This window comes from Arthrobacter sp. NPDC056727 (assembly GCF_042790555.1).
Taxonomy (GTDB): domain Bacteria; phylum Actinomycetota; class Actinomycetes; order Actinomycetales; family Micrococcaceae; genus Arthrobacter.
The window spans coordinates 162,485-180,030 of record NZ_JBHTZA010000005.1 but is presented as its reverse complement, the minus strand read 5'-3'; the positions used below and the strand labels follow the sequence as shown (position 1 = coordinate 180,030).

The 17,546-nt window shown below is 61.3% G+C and carries 10 protein-coding genes and 2 pseudogenes; 7 read left to right on the top strand and 5 right to left on the bottom strand.

The window, feature by feature from the left end; genetic code table 11:
- The first annotated feature begins 93 nt into the window (after positions 1-93).
- A complete protein-coding gene (locus tag ACFRAH_RS07200; RefSeq protein WP_377990218.1) occupies positions 94-984 on the top strand; it encodes an amidohydrolase family protein in 891 nt (296 codons plus the stop codon).
- Positions 985-1,201: 217 nt separating this feature from the next.
- Here the strand turns inward: ACFRAH_RS07200 and ACFRAH_RS07195 are convergent, their stop codons facing one another.
- The 4 genes from ACFRAH_RS07195 to ACFRAH_RS07180 form a co-directional block, all read right to left on the bottom strand.
- Complete coding sequence (locus tag ACFRAH_RS07195; protein ID WP_377990217.1) at positions 1,202-1,810, bottom strand: T6SS immunity protein Tdi1 domain-containing protein; 609 nt, start codon at positions 1,808-1,810, stop codon at positions 1,202-1,204.
- Between the two features lie 96 nt (positions 1,811-1,906).
- The gene (locus tag ACFRAH_RS07190) at positions 1,907-2,227 is read right to left on the bottom strand and encodes a DUF4265 domain-containing protein (protein ID WP_377990216.1); all 321 of its coding nucleotides are present in this window, start codon (positions 2,225-2,227) and stop codon (positions 1,907-1,909) included.
- Positions 2,193-2,423, bottom strand: a complete 231-nt coding sequence (locus ACFRAH_RS07185) for a hypothetical protein (RefSeq protein ID WP_377990215.1) — start codon at positions 2,421-2,423, stop codon at positions 2,193-2,195. The genes ACFRAH_RS07190 and ACFRAH_RS07185 overlap by 35 nt, the downstream gene beginning before the upstream one ends.
- 803 nt (positions 2,424-3,226) lie before the next feature.
- On the bottom strand, positions 3,227-3,844 hold the full coding sequence (locus tag ACFRAH_RS07180) for a DUF6308 family protein (RefSeq protein ID WP_377990214.1): 618 nt from the start codon (positions 3,842-3,844) through the stop codon (positions 3,227-3,229).
- A 364-nt stretch (positions 3,845-4,208) separates the two neighbouring features.
- On the opposite strand from ACFRAH_RS07180, the gene ACFRAH_RS07175 reads away from it, so the two are divergent.
- From ACFRAH_RS07175 to ACFRAH_RS07155, 5 genes and pseudogenes are all read left to right on the top strand, one after another.
- The gene (locus ACFRAH_RS07175) at positions 4,209-7,061 is read left to right on the top strand and encodes a hypothetical protein (RefSeq protein WP_377990213.1); all 2,853 of its coding nucleotides are present in this window, start codon (positions 4,209-4,211) and stop codon (positions 7,059-7,061) included.
- Between the two features lie 305 nt (positions 7,062-7,366).
- Positions 7,367-13,162, top strand: a complete 5,796-nt coding sequence (locus ACFRAH_RS07170; protein ID WP_377990212.1) for an RHS repeat-associated core domain-containing protein — start codon at positions 7,367-7,369, stop codon at positions 13,160-13,162.
- Entirely contained in the window at positions 13,159-13,641 is a 483-nt protein-coding gene (locus ACFRAH_RS07165) for a DUF4304 domain-containing protein (protein WP_377990211.1), read from the top strand. Before ACFRAH_RS07170 ends, ACFRAH_RS07165 begins: the two co-directional genes overlap by 4 nt.
- A 311-nt stretch (positions 13,642-13,952) precedes the next feature.
- Positions 13,953-14,234, top strand: a pseudogene (locus tag ACFRAH_RS07160) (DUF1016 N-terminal domain-containing protein); the annotation flags it as partial.
- Positions 14,220-14,822, top strand: a complete 603-nt coding sequence (locus tag ACFRAH_RS07155) for a PDDEXK nuclease domain-containing protein (RefSeq protein WP_377990298.1) — start codon at positions 14,220-14,222, stop codon at positions 14,820-14,822. The pseudogene ACFRAH_RS07160 and the gene ACFRAH_RS07155, both read left to right, overlap by 15 nt.
- Positions 14,823-15,384: 562 nt before the next feature.
- Here the strand turns inward: ACFRAH_RS07155 and ACFRAH_RS07150 are convergent.
- Positions 15,385-16,698 (bottom strand): ferric reductase-like transmembrane domain-containing protein, encoded by a 1,314-nt coding sequence (locus tag ACFRAH_RS07150; protein WP_377990297.1) that lies wholly within the window; start codon positions 16,696-16,698, stop codon positions 15,385-15,387.
- Between the two features lie 604 nt (positions 16,699-17,302).
- Here ACFRAH_RS07150 and ACFRAH_RS07145 point away from each other — a divergent pair.
- Positions 17,303-17,546, top strand: a pseudogene (locus ACFRAH_RS07145) (hypothetical protein); the annotation flags it as partial.

The following is a 17,546-nucleotide window of genomic DNA, read 5'->3' as shown; positions in this document are numbered from 1 at the left end:
CTCCAGCGTCACCGTGCTTGCTGACGCTCCATCCGCTCTCCCGCAGGCAACAGCCGAGCCGACGGAAAAGCGCCCGGAAATGAGGAGATCCCAGTGCTCGATTTCGACATCATCGACGCCCATCACCACCTGTGCGACTTCTCCCGCTCATACCCATGGCTCCAAGGCCCGGCAGAACCGTTCCGCTACCACGGGGATGACCGTCCGCTCCGGCGAAACTACCTCATCGACGATTACCTCGCGGACGCCACAGGATTCGCTCTGGCAGGATCCGTCCACGTCGAAAACGGTGCAGCGGATCCGCTCTCGGAAGCTGACTGGATCCAGAACGTACACGACACCAGCGGCGTGCCATCGGTTCAAGTAGCCAAGGCCTCCCTGGCCGAGCCAGGGGTGCTGTTCACCCTGGAACGCCTCGCGGCAGTCCCATCCGTGCGGGGTATCCGCGACATCCTCAACTGGCACCCGGATCCCCGTTACACCCACACCTCCCGCCCGGATCTGATCACGAACCCGGGCTGGCTGAAAGGGTTCTCGCACCTTGCCTCTCTCGGGCTGTCCTTCGACCTCCAAGTCTTCCCCGACCAGCTGGACCAGGCAGCACAACTGGCCGCCAACCATCCGGACACCACCATCATCCTGGACCACGCCGGAATGCCCATACACCGCGATCCGGAGTCCCTCCGGCACTGGCGAACCGGCATGCAAAAACTGGCAAAGCAGCCCAACGTGGTCACCAAAATTTCCGCGCTCGGAACGAACGACCACTCCTGGACGACACAATCAATCCGACCCGTCATCCTCGACACCATCGACGTGTTCGGTCCCCACCGCACCATGTTCGGAAGTAATTTCCCGGTCGACAGCCTCTACTCCAGCTTCAACACTCTCTACACAGCCTTTGACGCGATAACCAGCCCCATGTCAGACCCTGAACGCCGTGACTTATTTGCCGAAACAGCGCGGCGAACCTACCGCATCTGAGCAGAGCCTGACGGCAAACCTGTGCCGCAACGGGAGTTTTCGCAGCTACTTCTACTCCCGTGGGTTTAAACGCCGATAACGGAGATTCCGTCAAGCTGGAACAACTCCAGGCTTCAGTGTGGTGGCCGGCGGGGACGTTGTGCGGAATTCGCTCGTACCTTCACGTCCCTGCGGCGTTGTCATGGTGTGGCCACGATCTTCGTGCCTCTTATATCTGTTATTCGATGAAGTCAATCCCTGATACCGGAGTCCCGGGGGCCAGATGCTGGGTCGCCTTTCGAAGGTCACCCATTATGGACCAGTAGACTGCCATGTCCGAGACTTCGAGGTTTCCGAGCTCGTCCTTCCCACCAAGGAATAGCGGAACTTTGTAGCCTGCACATTCGCTGAAGTCCAGGTCACGATCCGTCTGCGTGATCCAGTCCTCAAACGTGGCTGGTGCGAGACAGGCGTCCCGGTATTCTTCGAGCGCTTGGTCGTGGAAGTCGGAGAAGGCCACGGGGACTTCCATGGCGTATCCCGTTCCGGGTTCGAGCATCGCAACCTCGAATTCGGAGGCCGATCCCCGAAGCGGATCCAACGCGAATTGGCGTCCCAGCCAGTCAAAGCCGAAACATACAAGCCTTCCTTTGAATTCTGGGTACGCATCACTCACCCACTGGGAGGCTCGCCGTGACGAAGTCTGGTCGTGAACTCGGTATAGGCCGCGGTCGAAGGTGCAGCCCCCAAACCGGGCAAACAGTTCTGTCAAACGATCACTTGACGGCTCAGGAGACCGGGCAGCCCCGGCTGTTACATGGAATCCAGCAGTGAACTTCTCGTACATGTCCTCATCTTTCACATATGGTCACGGTACAAACTCCGGTTCCAAGTGCCAGCCCGCTGATTTGGTGTTGGATCTTCCGACGGAACTCTATGCGCGCTAGCTGGATCGGCCGGTCTCATACATGAGGTGTCCGTTGTCCTCCGCCTGTTGAAGGAAGCTGGCGACGACTCTTGCATGCGATTCGTCGGTTGCGTCTATTGCCAGGAGGCTCGGCGAGGACCACTCCACTAGGGCACCCAGGGCAGTCAGGGCCGAGACTGTTGTCTCCCTGGGCGAATGCGGCTGCGGGAAGAAGACGCGGAAAACAAACCGACCGGAGGGCTCTGTTACACGGTCAACAAGCAGATCAGCAGCTGCTTCTACCTTGTCGCCCAGAGCCAAGTCATAAAACGAAAAACGGAATGCAACAGATCTCATACTGCATCCCGTCAATCTTGCGGACCCAGAGCTGCTCGGTAGTCACTTCGGTGGCCGACGAACCCACCGTCGCGGCAATTATGAAATTCGCCTTGTCGCGCCAAACCGGCTCACTGTGTGTGGCTTCCATATTCCCCCCATTCGACTTACCGCCATGATGGCGGGCACCGCCCGTGATATCCAACGCGATGCTCAACAGGTGCGCTCTGGGCAGCCCCAGAACCAAGAATAGATGCGTGATTCACTCGTCCAACGAGAACCCAGATCGAACACGCCGGTAAGGGATAATCCGTCAAGCTGGATGCATACGCAGCACGTGCCGTGGCCCGGGTACAGCGACGCGGGGGTGCGTTCAAAGCCGCCCGGGGCGATCAGCTTCAAACTGCAGATGGTCGCCGGTGCAATGCCAGGGGTGGTGCGCCGTTATTTCTTTGTACGGTACCGGCATAGCCGGCAAGCCGTGGTGGGTAAGGCCTCTTTGACTGGTTAGCGAACTTCCACCCGCACCACCAATTTATCGAAGCTCGCGTTGGTGCCGATGTCATTGCAGCGATAGTGTCGGCTACCGCCTGCCACTTCCACTATCATTCCTGATGAAGCCGCCTGCGACTCGAACGGGCCAAGGTTTCTGCGCGAATCCCACACGTTATGAATGATGAGTTTGCCGTCCGTATCTATGACTTTGACTGGCACCTGGGGCGGGGCGGAATCTTGCCACAGGACTATCTTTGGCGAGGATGTCCCCGCCACGGACAATGTGTGCCGTTGGTTGCGAGGAAGAGACCCTGCCGCCAAGTCGAATTGACCTCCTCGAATGTGATTATCAACTCTTGGCCCTCGCGGACGGGCAGTTCATCGATGAAAAGAACCGGCTGCCCTGAAGGTCCTTGCATGTTTTTATTGAGGCTCTTGCCGGGGAGGCGATGGCTGCTTGTTGTCATGGGGATACCCCTCGGTAGTGGCGGAACTCATCTCTCATGGCATGAGCTCTGGCCTTAGCTATACGCCCGCTCTGCGTCGAGCTCGTTTCGCGTTCCGTGATTGGCTGTACCGCATCCACACGGCAGCATCGAGCAGCCGGATCGTGGAGATTCGGGGAGAAACTCCACGTGGCCTTAGGGCTTCCAGCGCTGTCCGACGAGATGGATCCGATAGGGCATCGCGCAACTCTCGTGCCGGCTCGGAGCCTAACGGCAGCCCCTTGCGGACAACACTGTCGATAACCGGAAGAAGCCGCGGGCGTTTGCGGGCCAAAAGTTTGCTGGCCTTTGTTTCTCCCACACCTGCATAAGCATCGAGGGCACTGAAGAGTTCTGCGGCCGCATCGAGGTGACGGTCCTCGGCATCCCAGATATCGACGTCGGCAGGTATGGCGATGAGTAGTTTCGAGAGGTACGAGCTGTCGGTTTGCAGTATTGCTCTTACGGCACGCGGTTCAAAGCGGACGTCGAGAAGGCTTACTGCAACGAGATCCGCCGGACCGATGTTTTGTGGCGGATTCTCTCCGAGCTCATCGAAAGTTGACCCTGCGAACGGTCCCTCTGGATCAAAGAAATCGGCTAGGAGATGATGTGCGGGTGAAGTAATGACTTCATCAATCCGCTGTGTCAACGTCATGGCGCTCAGCATAACCGCTAATTATTACTTCCCTGATCAGTTTCGAACACCGATAACCGCTCTGGTTTTCGCGCGGTCCATGGCTTGTGCCGGTGCATGAGCCAAACCACTAAACGTGGTCCCTAGGCGCAGAAGGTCTCCGATAACTCGACGGATGTAGCCTTTGGCCTCGACACCATCGGCTGTTCCCGCCGCTTGAGGCCATCACTTATGCGTTTGGCCGTGCGGTTCCCACGGCCCGGAAATTCTTCGAAATTGGCTCTTGTGCCTCAGTTTGCTGGTCGATTATCTTAGGCCCATAGCCACGCTTGGAGTGCGACTTCGCTTATTCCGGGGTGGGGGGACTCTAAGTGAAGTGGCACCGATGAACATTTTTCACCGTACTTTTTCGCGCCCTTTTTACGCGGTCATTCTTTCGCTGGGCATGTTCTTGACCATGTTCCTGGCCCCGGCTTCGAGCTGGGCCTCCAACGATATGGTGATGACTGGATCGCAGACTGATGGGCATGCCCCCACGGCAGAGGAGGCGGCACAGGAGGCGGCCGCAGCGGGTGAACCGGTAGTGGTGGATTCCTTGACGACTCCGACAGACCTCACGCTCGCGAAGCCGGACGGTACGTTTCAGCTTGAGGTGAGCTCGGAGCCTGTCCGAATGAACAATGAGAACGGGTGGGAGAACATTTCGACCCGCCTTGTGACCACAACAGTCGATGGCGAGGAACGTCTCGTCCCCGAGCGGGCACCTATATCTGTGTCTCTAGGGACGGAGGGCACTCCCGTCATGGCCAAACTGGCTAACAGGCACGGGGCCTCGGTAGTGCAGTCCTGGCCCTTCGGCGACCTGCCCCGGCCGGTGATCGACGGGGACACTGCGACGTACTCTGGCGTGCTGCCGGGTGTCGATCTGGTTCAAGTCGTGCACCAGTCCGGCGTGTCGCAGGTGTTGAAGATCTATTCCGCGGAGGCAGCCAGAGATCCTCGGGTGGCTCAGATGCGCTTCTTCCTGGACGCGGAGCATGTCACGGTGAAGGACAACGCACCGGGTTCGGGTCTCTCGGCTGTGGACGCGTCCGGGCAGGTCGCCCTGCATACTGCTGAGGGGCAGTGGTGGGACTCGTCCTGGGAGGGTGCTTCCGCCAAAGACCCTGGCGGCCCAGGTCTGAGCTACCCGTTCGCACTGTCGCTAGGGAATGAAAATGGCCGGCAAACCCAGATCTTCGGAATGCAGGGGATCCTAAACGCCCCTCACATCACCTACCCGATCTACGTTGACCCGGACTGGGACGTCGACAGAACCTCGTACGTATACGTGGACAGCTACTGGCCCACGACCTCATATTGGAATGGCCAGTACACCGACGCGAGCGTCCACGTCGGATATTTACCTGCAGCATGGGACTACACCTACGGTGTTTCACATGTGACGCGTGGCTTCTATCAGTTCAACACATCCGGTCTGGTCGGGAAGAAGATCCTTGCCGCTCAGCTGCAGACGACGGAAGTGTGGTCACCCTCCTGCACGGCGCGGGCTGTCTCGGCTTACTACACCGGGAACGTTGGCACGGGAACGACGTGGAACGCGCAGCCAACGTTCTCAACCAAGCTGCAGACCCAGACCGTTGCCAAGGGAAACTCGGCCAGCTGTCCCGCAGGCGCTGTCGGTTTTGACATGATGGCAGCCAAAACCCAGTTGGCTGCCGACTCTGTCTGGACTGTTGGGCTTCGGGCGGACAATGAGTCCGACGGGTTGGGGTGGAAGCGCTTTTCCAACACAGCGAAGATCATTGTCGACTACGACACTCCGCCGAGCACTCCGACGATCTACACGATCACCCGCGGCCTCTGGGAGGGAACACCCTGGGCCTCAAGGTACGTGACCCGGCTGAATAAACCCACATATACAGTCAGGGCAAGCGACCCGGACGGAACGGTCGGCGGAAACATCACCGTGACCATGACGGTCAAGGTTGCCTCGACCGGAATCGTAAAAGACTCCGGGACGACGGCACTAGGATCGCCGACGTCCGGCACACTCTTCAGTCTGGCCGGCAGCAACGCCCTGGCGGACGGAAGTTACATATTGGAAGCCTATGCCAAGGACAAATACGGATACACCTCCGGGACCATGTCGTTCGCTTTCACCGTTGACACGACGCCTCCAGCGCCCCCGAAAATCGTCCCCCCGCCCGGAACGTTTGACGCCAATGGCAATGATGCCGACGGCGTCGTCGGCCAGACGCCGTACACCTTCACTTTGAGCGATGGCGGAAAGTACGGGCTGCAGGGATTCATTTACTCCGTGACGTCCGGCCCGGCGTCACCAACGCTGTTGGCCGATTCCACTTGCGGCAAAAGGCTAAGGGAATACGTTGTCGTCTGCCCGGCAGGAGACAGTACGACCGTGACCATTGCGGCTGTGGACGAGACGACGACCCTGACCGTGTGGGCCTTCGACACTGCGGGCAACGTCAATACGCAGGTCTATGGCGCTGCCGCGTCCTACACCTTCAGCTCCGGCGTCACGGCACCGCTACCGAACACAGTCCTCCCCGTCAATCTGAACGGCGGCGCCCAGTGGCAGGATATCGAAACCATCAACGGCACCCCTGCACCGAATTCGTGCACCGGTGGCGTGACGGACAAAGACCCAGACCTGAGCTACGGCCAGGCACTGGAAGTAACTTCCCCCGGGGCATACGCCTCGACGTCGGGCGCTGCGGTTGATCCCTCCCTCAGTTTCAGCCTCTCAGGGTGGGTTTGCCCCACATCCGTGCCAGCTACTGTTCAGGCCGCGATAACCCAAATGGCCGGCCCGGGGTCACCAGGTGCCGCGCTACGCATCGATGATGGTTATGCAAGATTTGATGGCTGGACCTCGATCAACAGCGGGACCAAGGACTCAGTCGTCTACACACCGAAGCTGGCTGCAGGAGCCTGGTCCTTCATCTCCGCCGTGTATGACGCAACGAACAAGCAAATGCGGATTACCGTGACCAACAACGGCTACACCGGGACCTGGACGACCGCGACGTCGACAGGAAGCCATCTGGCCGCCGCCGCCAGCCAACCTGTCCTTCTGGGAGCCTCGGACACGGCCGGCGCAGATCAGTTTAGCGGCCAAATTTACCACCCTGTGCTCGCACAAGGCGTTCTGACAGCCAAGCAATTTATCAATGCCCAAAACCAATTCGGCCGCAGCATGGGAGTCCTGAAATGAGTGGCAAGACACAGAGTCGGATGCGCCGCTGCCTGACCGCTCTGGCCTCGACCGCCGTGCTGACGATATCGGGAGCCGGACTGTTCGCCCTGGGAGGTTCATCTTCGCTCCCGGACTGGGTGCCGGACCGACCAGCCGACTTCAGTCCCGTTGCGGCGGTCCCGTGGCATGCGACTTCGGAACCCCTGTCTCCGGCGATTCCGTTCCTAAGCGGTGCCAACCCTGCGGCGACGCACGCCGTGGTATCCGGGACCGGCCCCGCCGCAGTCATCGGAGAATCTAGACCAGCTCAGTCAGGGACCGGAGTGAGGATCCGGACCGCGGGCTTCACCTCCATGACGGCCACACCGGTCCCCGCCAATGACAAGGGGTCCGGGGACTTCACCGCCATCCCCGGAGCAGGGGCCGGGAACTGGGGCGTGAGCGGGCAGACCGGGTCCTTTACATGGTCCTACCCCTTCAGTGCCCGACAGGCACCGGCCGGTCCTAGCCCCGCCCTGTCCCTGGGGTACGACTCCTCATCCGTGGACGGCTTGACAAGTTCGACGAACAACCAGGCATCCGTGGTCGGTGACGGGTGGTCCCTGGCCGGGCTCGGCAGTATCCGCCAGAACTTTGCTCCGTGCATGGACCAGGGCGTCACCGGGACTTACGACCTGTGCGGCTCCCCGGCGGGGCAACAATTCAGCATTTCCTTCGGCGGCCGTGCCGGGCAGATCATCAAGGACGCCGCCACAGGCACGTACCGGCTGCAGAACGATGACAACACGAAGATCGAATACCTCACCGTTGCCGGGACCAACGGCACCTACGACGGTGGACACTGGAAAATCACCGATACCTCCGGCACGCAATACTTCTTCGGGTTGAACAAGCTCCCCGGCTGGTCGTCCGGGCAAGCCACCACGAATTCGACCGACACCGTCCCCGTCGGCGCGGCATCAAGCACGCAACCCTGTTATGTGGTGTCCTTTGCTTCGTCTCTCTGTCAGCAGGCCTACGCCTGGAACCTCGACTACGTCGTGGACACCCACGGCAACTCCCAGGCCGTCTATTACGCCCAGGACACTAACTACTATGCTGCTCAGGCCGGTGACGGCGCCCGGCTAAGTTATGTCCGGGCCAGCAGGCCAGAGCGCGTGGACTACGGCATGCGCTCAGGCAGTGAACTCACCGCGTCCGCTCCACTGCAGATCAGCTTCGGATACACCGGACGCTGCACTGGGGTGGACTGCACCCAAGGCAACGACATGCCTACCGGTTTCGCCTGCGCGGCCACCGGCGCCTGCACCGTGTACTCGCCCACCTTCTATGCAGATCAGCGACTACAGACCGTCACTTCCCGGACCCTTGTTTCCGGCGTCTACCAAACCGCGGACATCTGGACCCTCGGTCATTCGATGCCGGATCCCGGGGATGGCACGAAGCCTGCACTGTGGCTAGGAACCATCGGCCACCGGGGCGCGAACACGACAACCGGCACCGGCGCTGTGATCACCGACCCAAATATCATCTTCAGCGGGGAGACCTTGCAGAACCGGGTCTGGGTTATCGATGGACTCGCTCCCTTGGACCGGTACCGGCTGAGTTCCATTAAGACCGCCACCGGGGCCGTCATCTCCGTGGGCTACATGGCCCCCGAATGCACCTCCACGACCCTGCCCGCGTCCCCGGAAACCAACACAAAGCGCTGCTTTCCGCAGTGGTGGGCGCCCACCACCCCGGTCGCCCAACCGGCACAGATGGACTATTTCCACATCTACCCGGTGGCGTCGGTGGGCATCAGCGCCGGCCCCGGCAGCCTGGACAGCCCGGACCTGCTGACCCGCTACACCTATCTGGGCACCCCCGCCTGGAAATACGCCGCTCCGAAGTTCGTGGCCGGCTCCGGCGGGTCCCGGCTGAGCTGGTCCGTGCTGGCCGGCTGGTCCCAGGTCAAAACTATTACCGGCAATGCCGCGGCCGGCCTAAACCCCACCACAACGACCACCTATCTGCGCGGTTTGGACGGCACAACGTCCAACAGCACCGGAGGCACCCGGTCATCGAATGTGACAGCCAGCAACGGGAGCGTGATCACCGACTCGCCCTGGCTGGCAGGGGCGACCATCGAATCCCAATCCTTCCTCGGGGAGACCGGGCCAAGGCTGAGCTCCACCGTGACCGTTCCCTGGGCCTCGAGCCCGACCGCCACCGGCAGCGCCGGAACCGACACCGCCCAGGCACGCCATACCGGCACCAAATCCGTGACCCGCTACATCGCCAGCAGCCAAGGCACCGGTACCCGGACCAAGACCGTTACCAACTACTTCGACAAATACGGACGGATCAGTTCCTCCTCCGCCACCCCCGAAACAGGCTCCGGAACCACGGGCAGCTGCACCATGACCGACTACGCCGACAATCCCGCAGCAAACATCCTGGCTCTGCAGGCTACGGTCACCACACACAGCGGGGAATGCAGCACCGACGGGGTCAGTACCGCGGCGATCCTGACCGCCGCGCGAACCCTGTATGACACCTCCACCTCCGCTGTACCGGGATCCTCTGGATACAGTCAGCCCGTGGACGGCAACCCGACCCGGACCGACACGGCCACCGCCGTGTCCGGAAACAACGTCACCACCTGGCAACAAGGCCCCGCCCTGGTCTATGACGCCCTGGGCCGGGCCATCAGTTCCACAGATAACACCACCGGAACCGCAAGGACCACGACCACAGCGTTCACCCCCGCGACCGGGTTACCCGCGACCGTCACGACCACCAACCCGTTGGGCTGGACCTCCACCCAAACCTTGGACATGGTCCGGGGTTTATCCCTATCCGAGGTGGACGAGAACGGCAACACAACCACACGCCAATACGACGCCTCCGGCCGCCCCACCGCCCTTTGGGACCCACTCCGGCCCCAGACAAGCAACCCGACCCCGACCCAAGGAATCACCTATTCGGTCTCCCAGACGGCGCCTTCCTGGGTCCACACCGGCACAATTAATACCGCCAACCAGGTCGTGAGCAGTTACACCATCTACGACGGCCTCGGCCGCATCCGGCAAACTCAGAACATGTCCCCGGGCGGAGGTACGATCGCCAGCGACACGTATTACGACTCCGCCGGCGCCGTCCGCCGCGTCGACAACGACTACTTCATGTCCCCGGAACCCAACGGAACTCTCTTGGTTCCGACCGTGGCCGTTCCTTCGTCCACAACTTACGCCTTCGACGGGGCAGGCCGCACCACAGCTATCACAGCAGTGGCCAATGACAACCAGACCCTCTGGACCACAAACATCGCCTACATCGGCCAGGACACCGCCACCACCACCGGTCCCGGGAATGAATCCGCGAAACGAGTCATCACCAACGCCGACGGTAACGTAACCAGCCAACTGCTCTACCACGGCACCACCGCCAGCGGCGTCCCGGATACCACCACTTACCGATACGACACCCTAGGCCAGCTCACCGGCATGACCGACACTGCCGGCAACGCCTGGTCCTGGACGTTCGACCCTGGCGGCCGCACCATCAGCGCCACCGACCCCGACACCGGCACCCACAGCACCAGCTATGACAGCAGCGGCAGGGTCTCCTCCGTAACGGATGCCACCAACAGCATCATCGCCTACAGCTATGACATCCTTGACCGAAAAACGACGACCACCGTAAGCCCTGCTGGCGGGCAGCCACACACCCTGAGCACCAGCACCTACGACGGCGAGAAGAAGGGTCAGCTCAGTTCTACCACCCGCTACAACGGGAGCAACTACGACCAGGCGGTGACCACGGCCGTCTCGGGTTACAACGCCGCCTATCAGCCCAAGACAGTCACGACAACCCTCCCGGCCGGGCTTGGCGCCTTCGCCGGCCCGTACACGACCACCACTTACTTCACCAAGACCGGAAAACCCAGCCAAAAGGCCTTCCCCGCCATGGGCGGATTGCCAGCCGAGACTCTGTACTACGGATACGACACCTTCCAGAACGACTCGTCGCTGGCCAACGGCACCGGAGACACCCTCGCCGGGAACACCCAGTACAACCACCTGAACCTGATTTCCACGTTCCAGCAATGGGACGCGAACTCCTCCAGCACTACCACCCCAACGGTGGGGCTGAACCAGAGCTACTTCACCTGGGACGCCACTACCGGACGACTCACCAATCACTGGAGCACCAACAAAGCCAAGAACAACACCGCAGACCTGGGAAAAACGGCATACACCTACACCCCATCCGGGAAGCTCACCGCCCGCTCCGTCGCATTCGCCGGCCGCACTGGCACCCCGACCGACTACCAGTGCTACAGCTACGACTACGCCGCCCGGCTCGCCGCCGTCTGGACACCTTCATCCAAAACCTGCACAACGGCCCCTTCGCCGGCGTCCACCTCGGTGACCGGGTTAGGAGGCCCTGCACCCTACGCCCACACCTACACCTACACTCAGGCTGGAGACCGTTCCCAGGTAAAGCGCTTCTCCGCCACCGGGGCCCTGTCCTCCACCGAGAGCTACACCTACGCCGCAGTGGGGCAGCCTGGCCCGCACCGGCTGAAGTCACTCACCACAACCCCCGCCGGCGGCACAGCCACCACGGTCGACTTCAGTTGGGACAGCGGGGGCAGGATGACCGGCCGGGCCGGCCAAACCCTGAACTACACCCTAGACGGGCTCCTCGCCTCCAGCAGCGGGTCCGCCCTTCTGCCGACGAACCCGAATCCGTCGGCCACCGCGGGCACCCCGCCTGCTCCGGCGACCGGGACAGCGGGATCCGCTTCCAGCCGTTACTACGACGCCGCTGGAAACCTTGTCGGCATCGTCGATGGATCCGGCACCACCATCACCCTAGGGAAAACCACCGCGCACGCCACAACAACAGGTGCCAAGAGCGCTACGAGGAGCTATGACTTCCTAGGCAACGTCATCGCGGAACGCATCGCCAGCGGCACCACCGTGCGGCTTGCCTTCGTGGTCAGCGACAGTGTCAACACCGCCCAAACCATCCTGCAACCCACCACAACGACCGCTGGTTCCACCGCAATCACCCGCTATACCGACCCGTTCGGTCTTGCCCGTGGCGCCACCCAATCCGCCACCGGAACAGGCGCCTACGCAACAGCGCCCGCTACCGTCAAAGGAACCGGCTCCAACACTGCGAATCTGGCCGGCTTCAGCGCCAGTAACGGATACATCGCCGGGCTTGGCGACACCGTCAGTTCCCTCACCCACCTCGGAGCCCGCGACCTCGATCCCGTCACGGGTGCCTTCACTACACCGGACCCTGTCCTCAAACCGAGTGAAGCCAGGAACTTTTCGGCCTACATCTATTCCGAGGGCGACCCCGTCAACGGGTCAGACCCTTCCGGGCTGATCATGATGCCTGCCTTGTCGGAGGGGGGATCTTGGCATGGTGTTGGCGCCAAAGTTACTCCGGGGAGATGGGTACCTCGACCCGTAACTGCGGAATACCTCAACCCGTTCCGCCCCCTGCAAACCTACGCCCGAGGGACCTACGTCAACGGCGCATACGCCGGTTTCCACCACTACTCCACGCCGATGCGCTATTCAACGACAGACGTCCCCGCGCCGACCTTCAAGGGCCCGATGAGCCTTAAGCAAACGCTAAATGCGATGCAGGGTAACTCTGAACCCGAGGATCAGTCCTGGGAGCACGCACTCGGACCCGTCGCTGCGGTCGCTGCAATGGCCTTCGGAGGCCGCAGCGCATCCGCGGCAGAAGGAGCAGTGGTCCTCGGCGCCCGCGGCCCAACCGTGGCAGAAGCAGCCGCAGCAGAAGGAACGGTCGCAGCAGCAAAGTCCGAACGTGTGGCAATTAACGGCGAGACGGCAGCAACCAAACTGGGTCGCGACATGCATAAAGCCTGGAACTACGGCCCCGGATATGAAAAGGAATTCACGCTCCGGGCCGGTGGTCGCGTCGACGCGATCAACTTCGAAACCCGACATATTTTCGAACTCAAGCCGAACAACCCGCGGGCGATTCGGTTGGGCGAGCGTCAGATCGAGGGCTATGTGGCTAAACTGAACGAGCAGTTCCCCGGAAAACCTTGGACCGGAAGCGTGGTGACCTACGGACCGTGAACAACAAAAACGTGATCACGACGACCTTCGACCAATTCGCAAAGGACCTAGGGGGCCGGAAAAAATCCGGATCGTGGTACATTACCCGGCCAGATTCTGTCGTTGTTCTTCATCTTCAGAAGTCCAACTACGGCCCCCGGTACTACCTCAACTTCGGCCTATGGTTCCTTGGCATTGGGCCGGCTCAGGATCCGAAACCGACCCATTGCCACCTGCAGACCCGATGGGAGAACCTAGTCTCAGAAACGGACCGACCTCATCTTGAAGCCCTTCTCGATCTTGACCACAGCCTTATGGAAAACGAACGCAACCATGATCTCCTGGAAGCGCTAAAAAACTGGCTAGTCCCATTCGTCGATGCGGGTGGGACAGTCTCCAACTTGGCCACTCCAATCGGGCAGAGGCTTCTCGCGAAGTCCCTGCTCGACGGTGACGGACAAAAGTTCCTGAGCAAGATACGTGAATCTCTCACCTACTGACGCCCTGGCGACCGGCATGTACGGGTATTCGCGGTCCGGCAGTGGCTCTGCAATCCGCTAAAGCGTTGGGTCCTTGTGGACCCGCACTCTTCGTGCAAGGGTCGGGGCCATGGCATTCGATGTGTTCTTCCAAGGCTTCGTCGACGGTCAAGTGTTGCCAGGCGGCGGCGATCGCATGCGAGACGTCCTTCAGCCATTCGTTGTGCGTGAGGACGCGGATCACGGGATCGCTTTGATTAAGTACGGCGATGGGTCAGCCGACGTGTCACTAGGGGATGACGGCATGATGGCCAACCACATCACAGGCGAAGGGCTGGGGGAGCGGCGTCATCCGGCGGCTGGCGGCCGATCTGGCAGCCGCATTTCCGGATATGAAGGGCCTGTCGTACCGGAGCCTGCAGTACATGACCGCGATGGTGCGGGCCTGGGGCGAGGACGAAAATGTGCCACAGGCTGTGGCACATTTGCCGTGGGGCCACATCCGGATGATCCTGGACAAAGCAGCCAGCGCCGAAGAGCGGGACTGGTACGCCGCCGCGGCCGTCCAGTACGGCTGGTCCCGGAACGTGCTGCTGAACATGATGATGAACCGGTCCATGGAACGCACGGGCACAGCGCCATCCAACTTCACCCGGCATCTGGCAGCCGCCGACTCTGAACTTGCCCAGCAGATGGCAAAGGACCCTTACAACTTCGAATTCCTCGGCCTCTCCGGTGAAGTCGCAGAACGCGACCTGGAAAACGCGCTGACAAGCCGGATCACCGAAACCCTGCAGGAGTTGGGACCGGGCTTTTCGTTCGTGGGGCGCCAGGTCCATTTCGACGTCGACGGCGATGATTACTACGTCGACCTGCTCTTCTTCCACATCGAGCAGCTCCGGTATGTGGTCATCGAACTCAAAACCGGGAAGTTCCAGCCTGAATACGCCGGCAAACTGAACTTCTATGTCGCCCTGGTCGATGACATGCTTCGCCGCGACTATCACAACGAAACCGTGGGCATCCTGATCTGCGGAACGAAGAACGACCGCAGCGTCCGCTACAGCCTCGGCCGGTCAACCTCACCCATGGCCGTAGCGGCCTACACCTACGACAAACTCCCGGCAGCAGAACAGCAGGCCCTTCCCAACGAAGGGCACCTCGTCGCAGCCCTCGAGTGGGCCGAACCGGACACCGAGTAGAGCGGCTCAAGGAACCGGGGTCGAATGCCGTGCCTGTCGCAGGTTGTGTCCTGGGAAGCAGAAACGACAGCAACGTCCGCATCACCCTGCGCCGGTCCAAGACTCTCCAAGGTCGCCTAGCAGTAGAGGTGCGACCGAAATCATCTGGGCGCGAGGCCCAAGGCGAACGGGAGCGCCGTTGATGCTGGCGGCCACGTCATCCTTCGTCGCTCTGAATCATTCGACTTTGAAGTACGGACGTGACGTCAGAATAGGGCGATCTTCCGTTTCGTTGACAGTGGCTCACGAGGGTCTCAGATCCCACCCTGACAGTCTCAGAGGAGAAAACCGGTGGCGGGGTAGCCCGAGAATAGTCGAAGTAGTCCAAAATATCTGGTCCTGATGAAATCCGGCATGGGCCAGGGGGCGGCTGAGGCAGATGTTGTGACTGGATGGCCGTCTCAGGATAAGCCGGAGCTCCACCACAGGCCACATACTCCCTTGTCAGGGCGCACTGACGTCAGGCTGGGGTGTAGCTCAGGCTGGCGCTTCGTCTCAGTAGCTGGACCTGTAATGCCGCTTTCTAGAAACTGAATTCCTCCTGGTGTAGTTGTCGGCCGGGGAGTCCTGCCTTTGTGAGTGCTGTTCTGACAGCTGCAGAGAATTTGGGGGAGGCACAGATGTAGACGTCACGGGCAGTCAGGTCTGGAACCATGTGTGTCAGGTTTCGGGCTGTCACGGCGTTCGCCGGGTCCGAGGACGGTCCCACGAGGAAGATGAGGCGGGCGTTGCGGTGCCCGGCAATTTGTTGGAGTTCTTCTCTGAACAGCACTTCTTCGGGGGATGAGGCCCGGTACAGCAGCGTTATGCGCCCGGCAGTTGGGGGCAATGTTTCGAAGAGCGCCCGCATTGGTGTGATTCCGATTCCGCCTGCGATCAGCAGGACCCCGTGTGCCTGCCTCCGGGCGGCGGTCATGGCTCCATAAGGTCCTGCCGCGATAACCCTTGTGCCGGGCTGGAGGGAATGAATGAGTTCGGTGCCGTCGCCGATCGCTTTGACGGTTATCCGCAGAAACTGGTGGTGAGGCGGGGCCGAGAGCGAGAAAGGATGGGATGACAGCCAGGTGGTTCTGCTCAGGAATCTGAAGCGAAAGAATTGGCCGGGTTGAGCGTTCAATTCGTCGAGGTGCCGACCGCGAAGGATGATGCTCGCGACGCCTTTTCCCTCGGTGCGGATGTGGTCGATCCGAAGCCGGTGGCGCCAGGCGAGCAATATCGGGGCCAGGACACGGTACCGCAGCACCAGACCAAAGCCGGCCGTGTAGAGCAGACTCCAGAAGACCTGGGCCAGGCGATGGCCGGCGAGATCGGGACCGGCCAGCTCATGCGCAAAAGACAAAGCGACGGCCAGATACGTGAGCAGGTGGAGCGCGTGCCAGGTTTCGTATCTCACTTTCCGCCGCATGCTGCGGGCGGATATGACGCCGATGAGTACAAAGATAAGGGTGGCAGCCGTCGCCGCGATAAGCCCGGGCATTCGCATCACTTCGATAAAGGCAGCCCATAGGCCCATTCCCTGCCGCGTCGCCCAGGCAACGGTGGCGGTGCCACCGTGGATCAGCATGAGGAAGACAATCGCTCGTCCGCCAGTGGCGTGCCAGCGCGCCAACCGGTCCGCGCCGACGCCTCGTTCCAAGGCAGGGGCCCGGGACATCAGGGCCAGCATTACTGTCACCCCGTAACCGGCCAGCATCCCCGTGAGGTGTGCGATCAACGGCACGCCCAGCCTCAGAGGCTGAGGCGCAGCTACTATGGCAAGCCCTGACGCGACCACAGCACCACCCCAGATGAAGGTGAGCGCGGTGGCCGGAGAAACCATGAGCTGGCGACTGTCCATCACCGGCGTCCCCTTGCGCGTATCCCGCGCCGGTCTGCACCGCCCACGGCTGGTGTCCGTTGCGGCACTGTTACCGTGGTGTTGCTGGCAACTGAGGTGGAAGAGGCAGGAGCGGCCACGGGCGAGACCAGTGGTCCGTTCAATCCCAAAACAACCCCGCCAAGCACTACCCCAACAGCGAGGAGCACCGACAAGCCCCTATGAACAGTCTGCCAATAAGTGGATGTATCGGTATTCCTGGACCGGGGATGGTTCAAAAGTGTGGTTGCGCTGTGCACACTTCCTCCGTAGCTAGAAGATCGGGTCGTATCGATGACCCACTTTCCTGTCCTCCGCTATGGATCCACTGTTGCGAAGCTGTCCGGTTGCTATGCGCGTCGGGAAGGCCCGGCGTGGCATACCGGTGACGGTGAGCTGTCCGCGCCGCCGCGAGGCGAGCATTCAATCAGCCGGCGCCCAGGGTCACGTCCCGTAACCAAAGCTCACAAGCCACATCAGTCACAGGAACGGCACAGCAACAGGACAGGGCGGCAAAAGGAAGACGTCTCAGGATGGTCTTAACACCTCGAGCATGTCGGGGTAACGACGCACTAGGAGCACGATCATGAACCAGGTCCGAAAAATCGCTGCCGGCGCGGCCCTTCTCGGCGCCATTATCGGGGGAGGGGCCCTGACCGCGGCGGCACTGCCCGCCAACGCTGCCACGACAACCGACTCGTCCACCAGCAGCACCCACACCCACGGCAACGAAACCGCACTGACCGGCGACACGGCCGACAAAGTCAAAGCCGCCGTCCTGGCCGCCAACTCCGGCGCCACCGTAGACGAGATGACCACCGAAGACGACG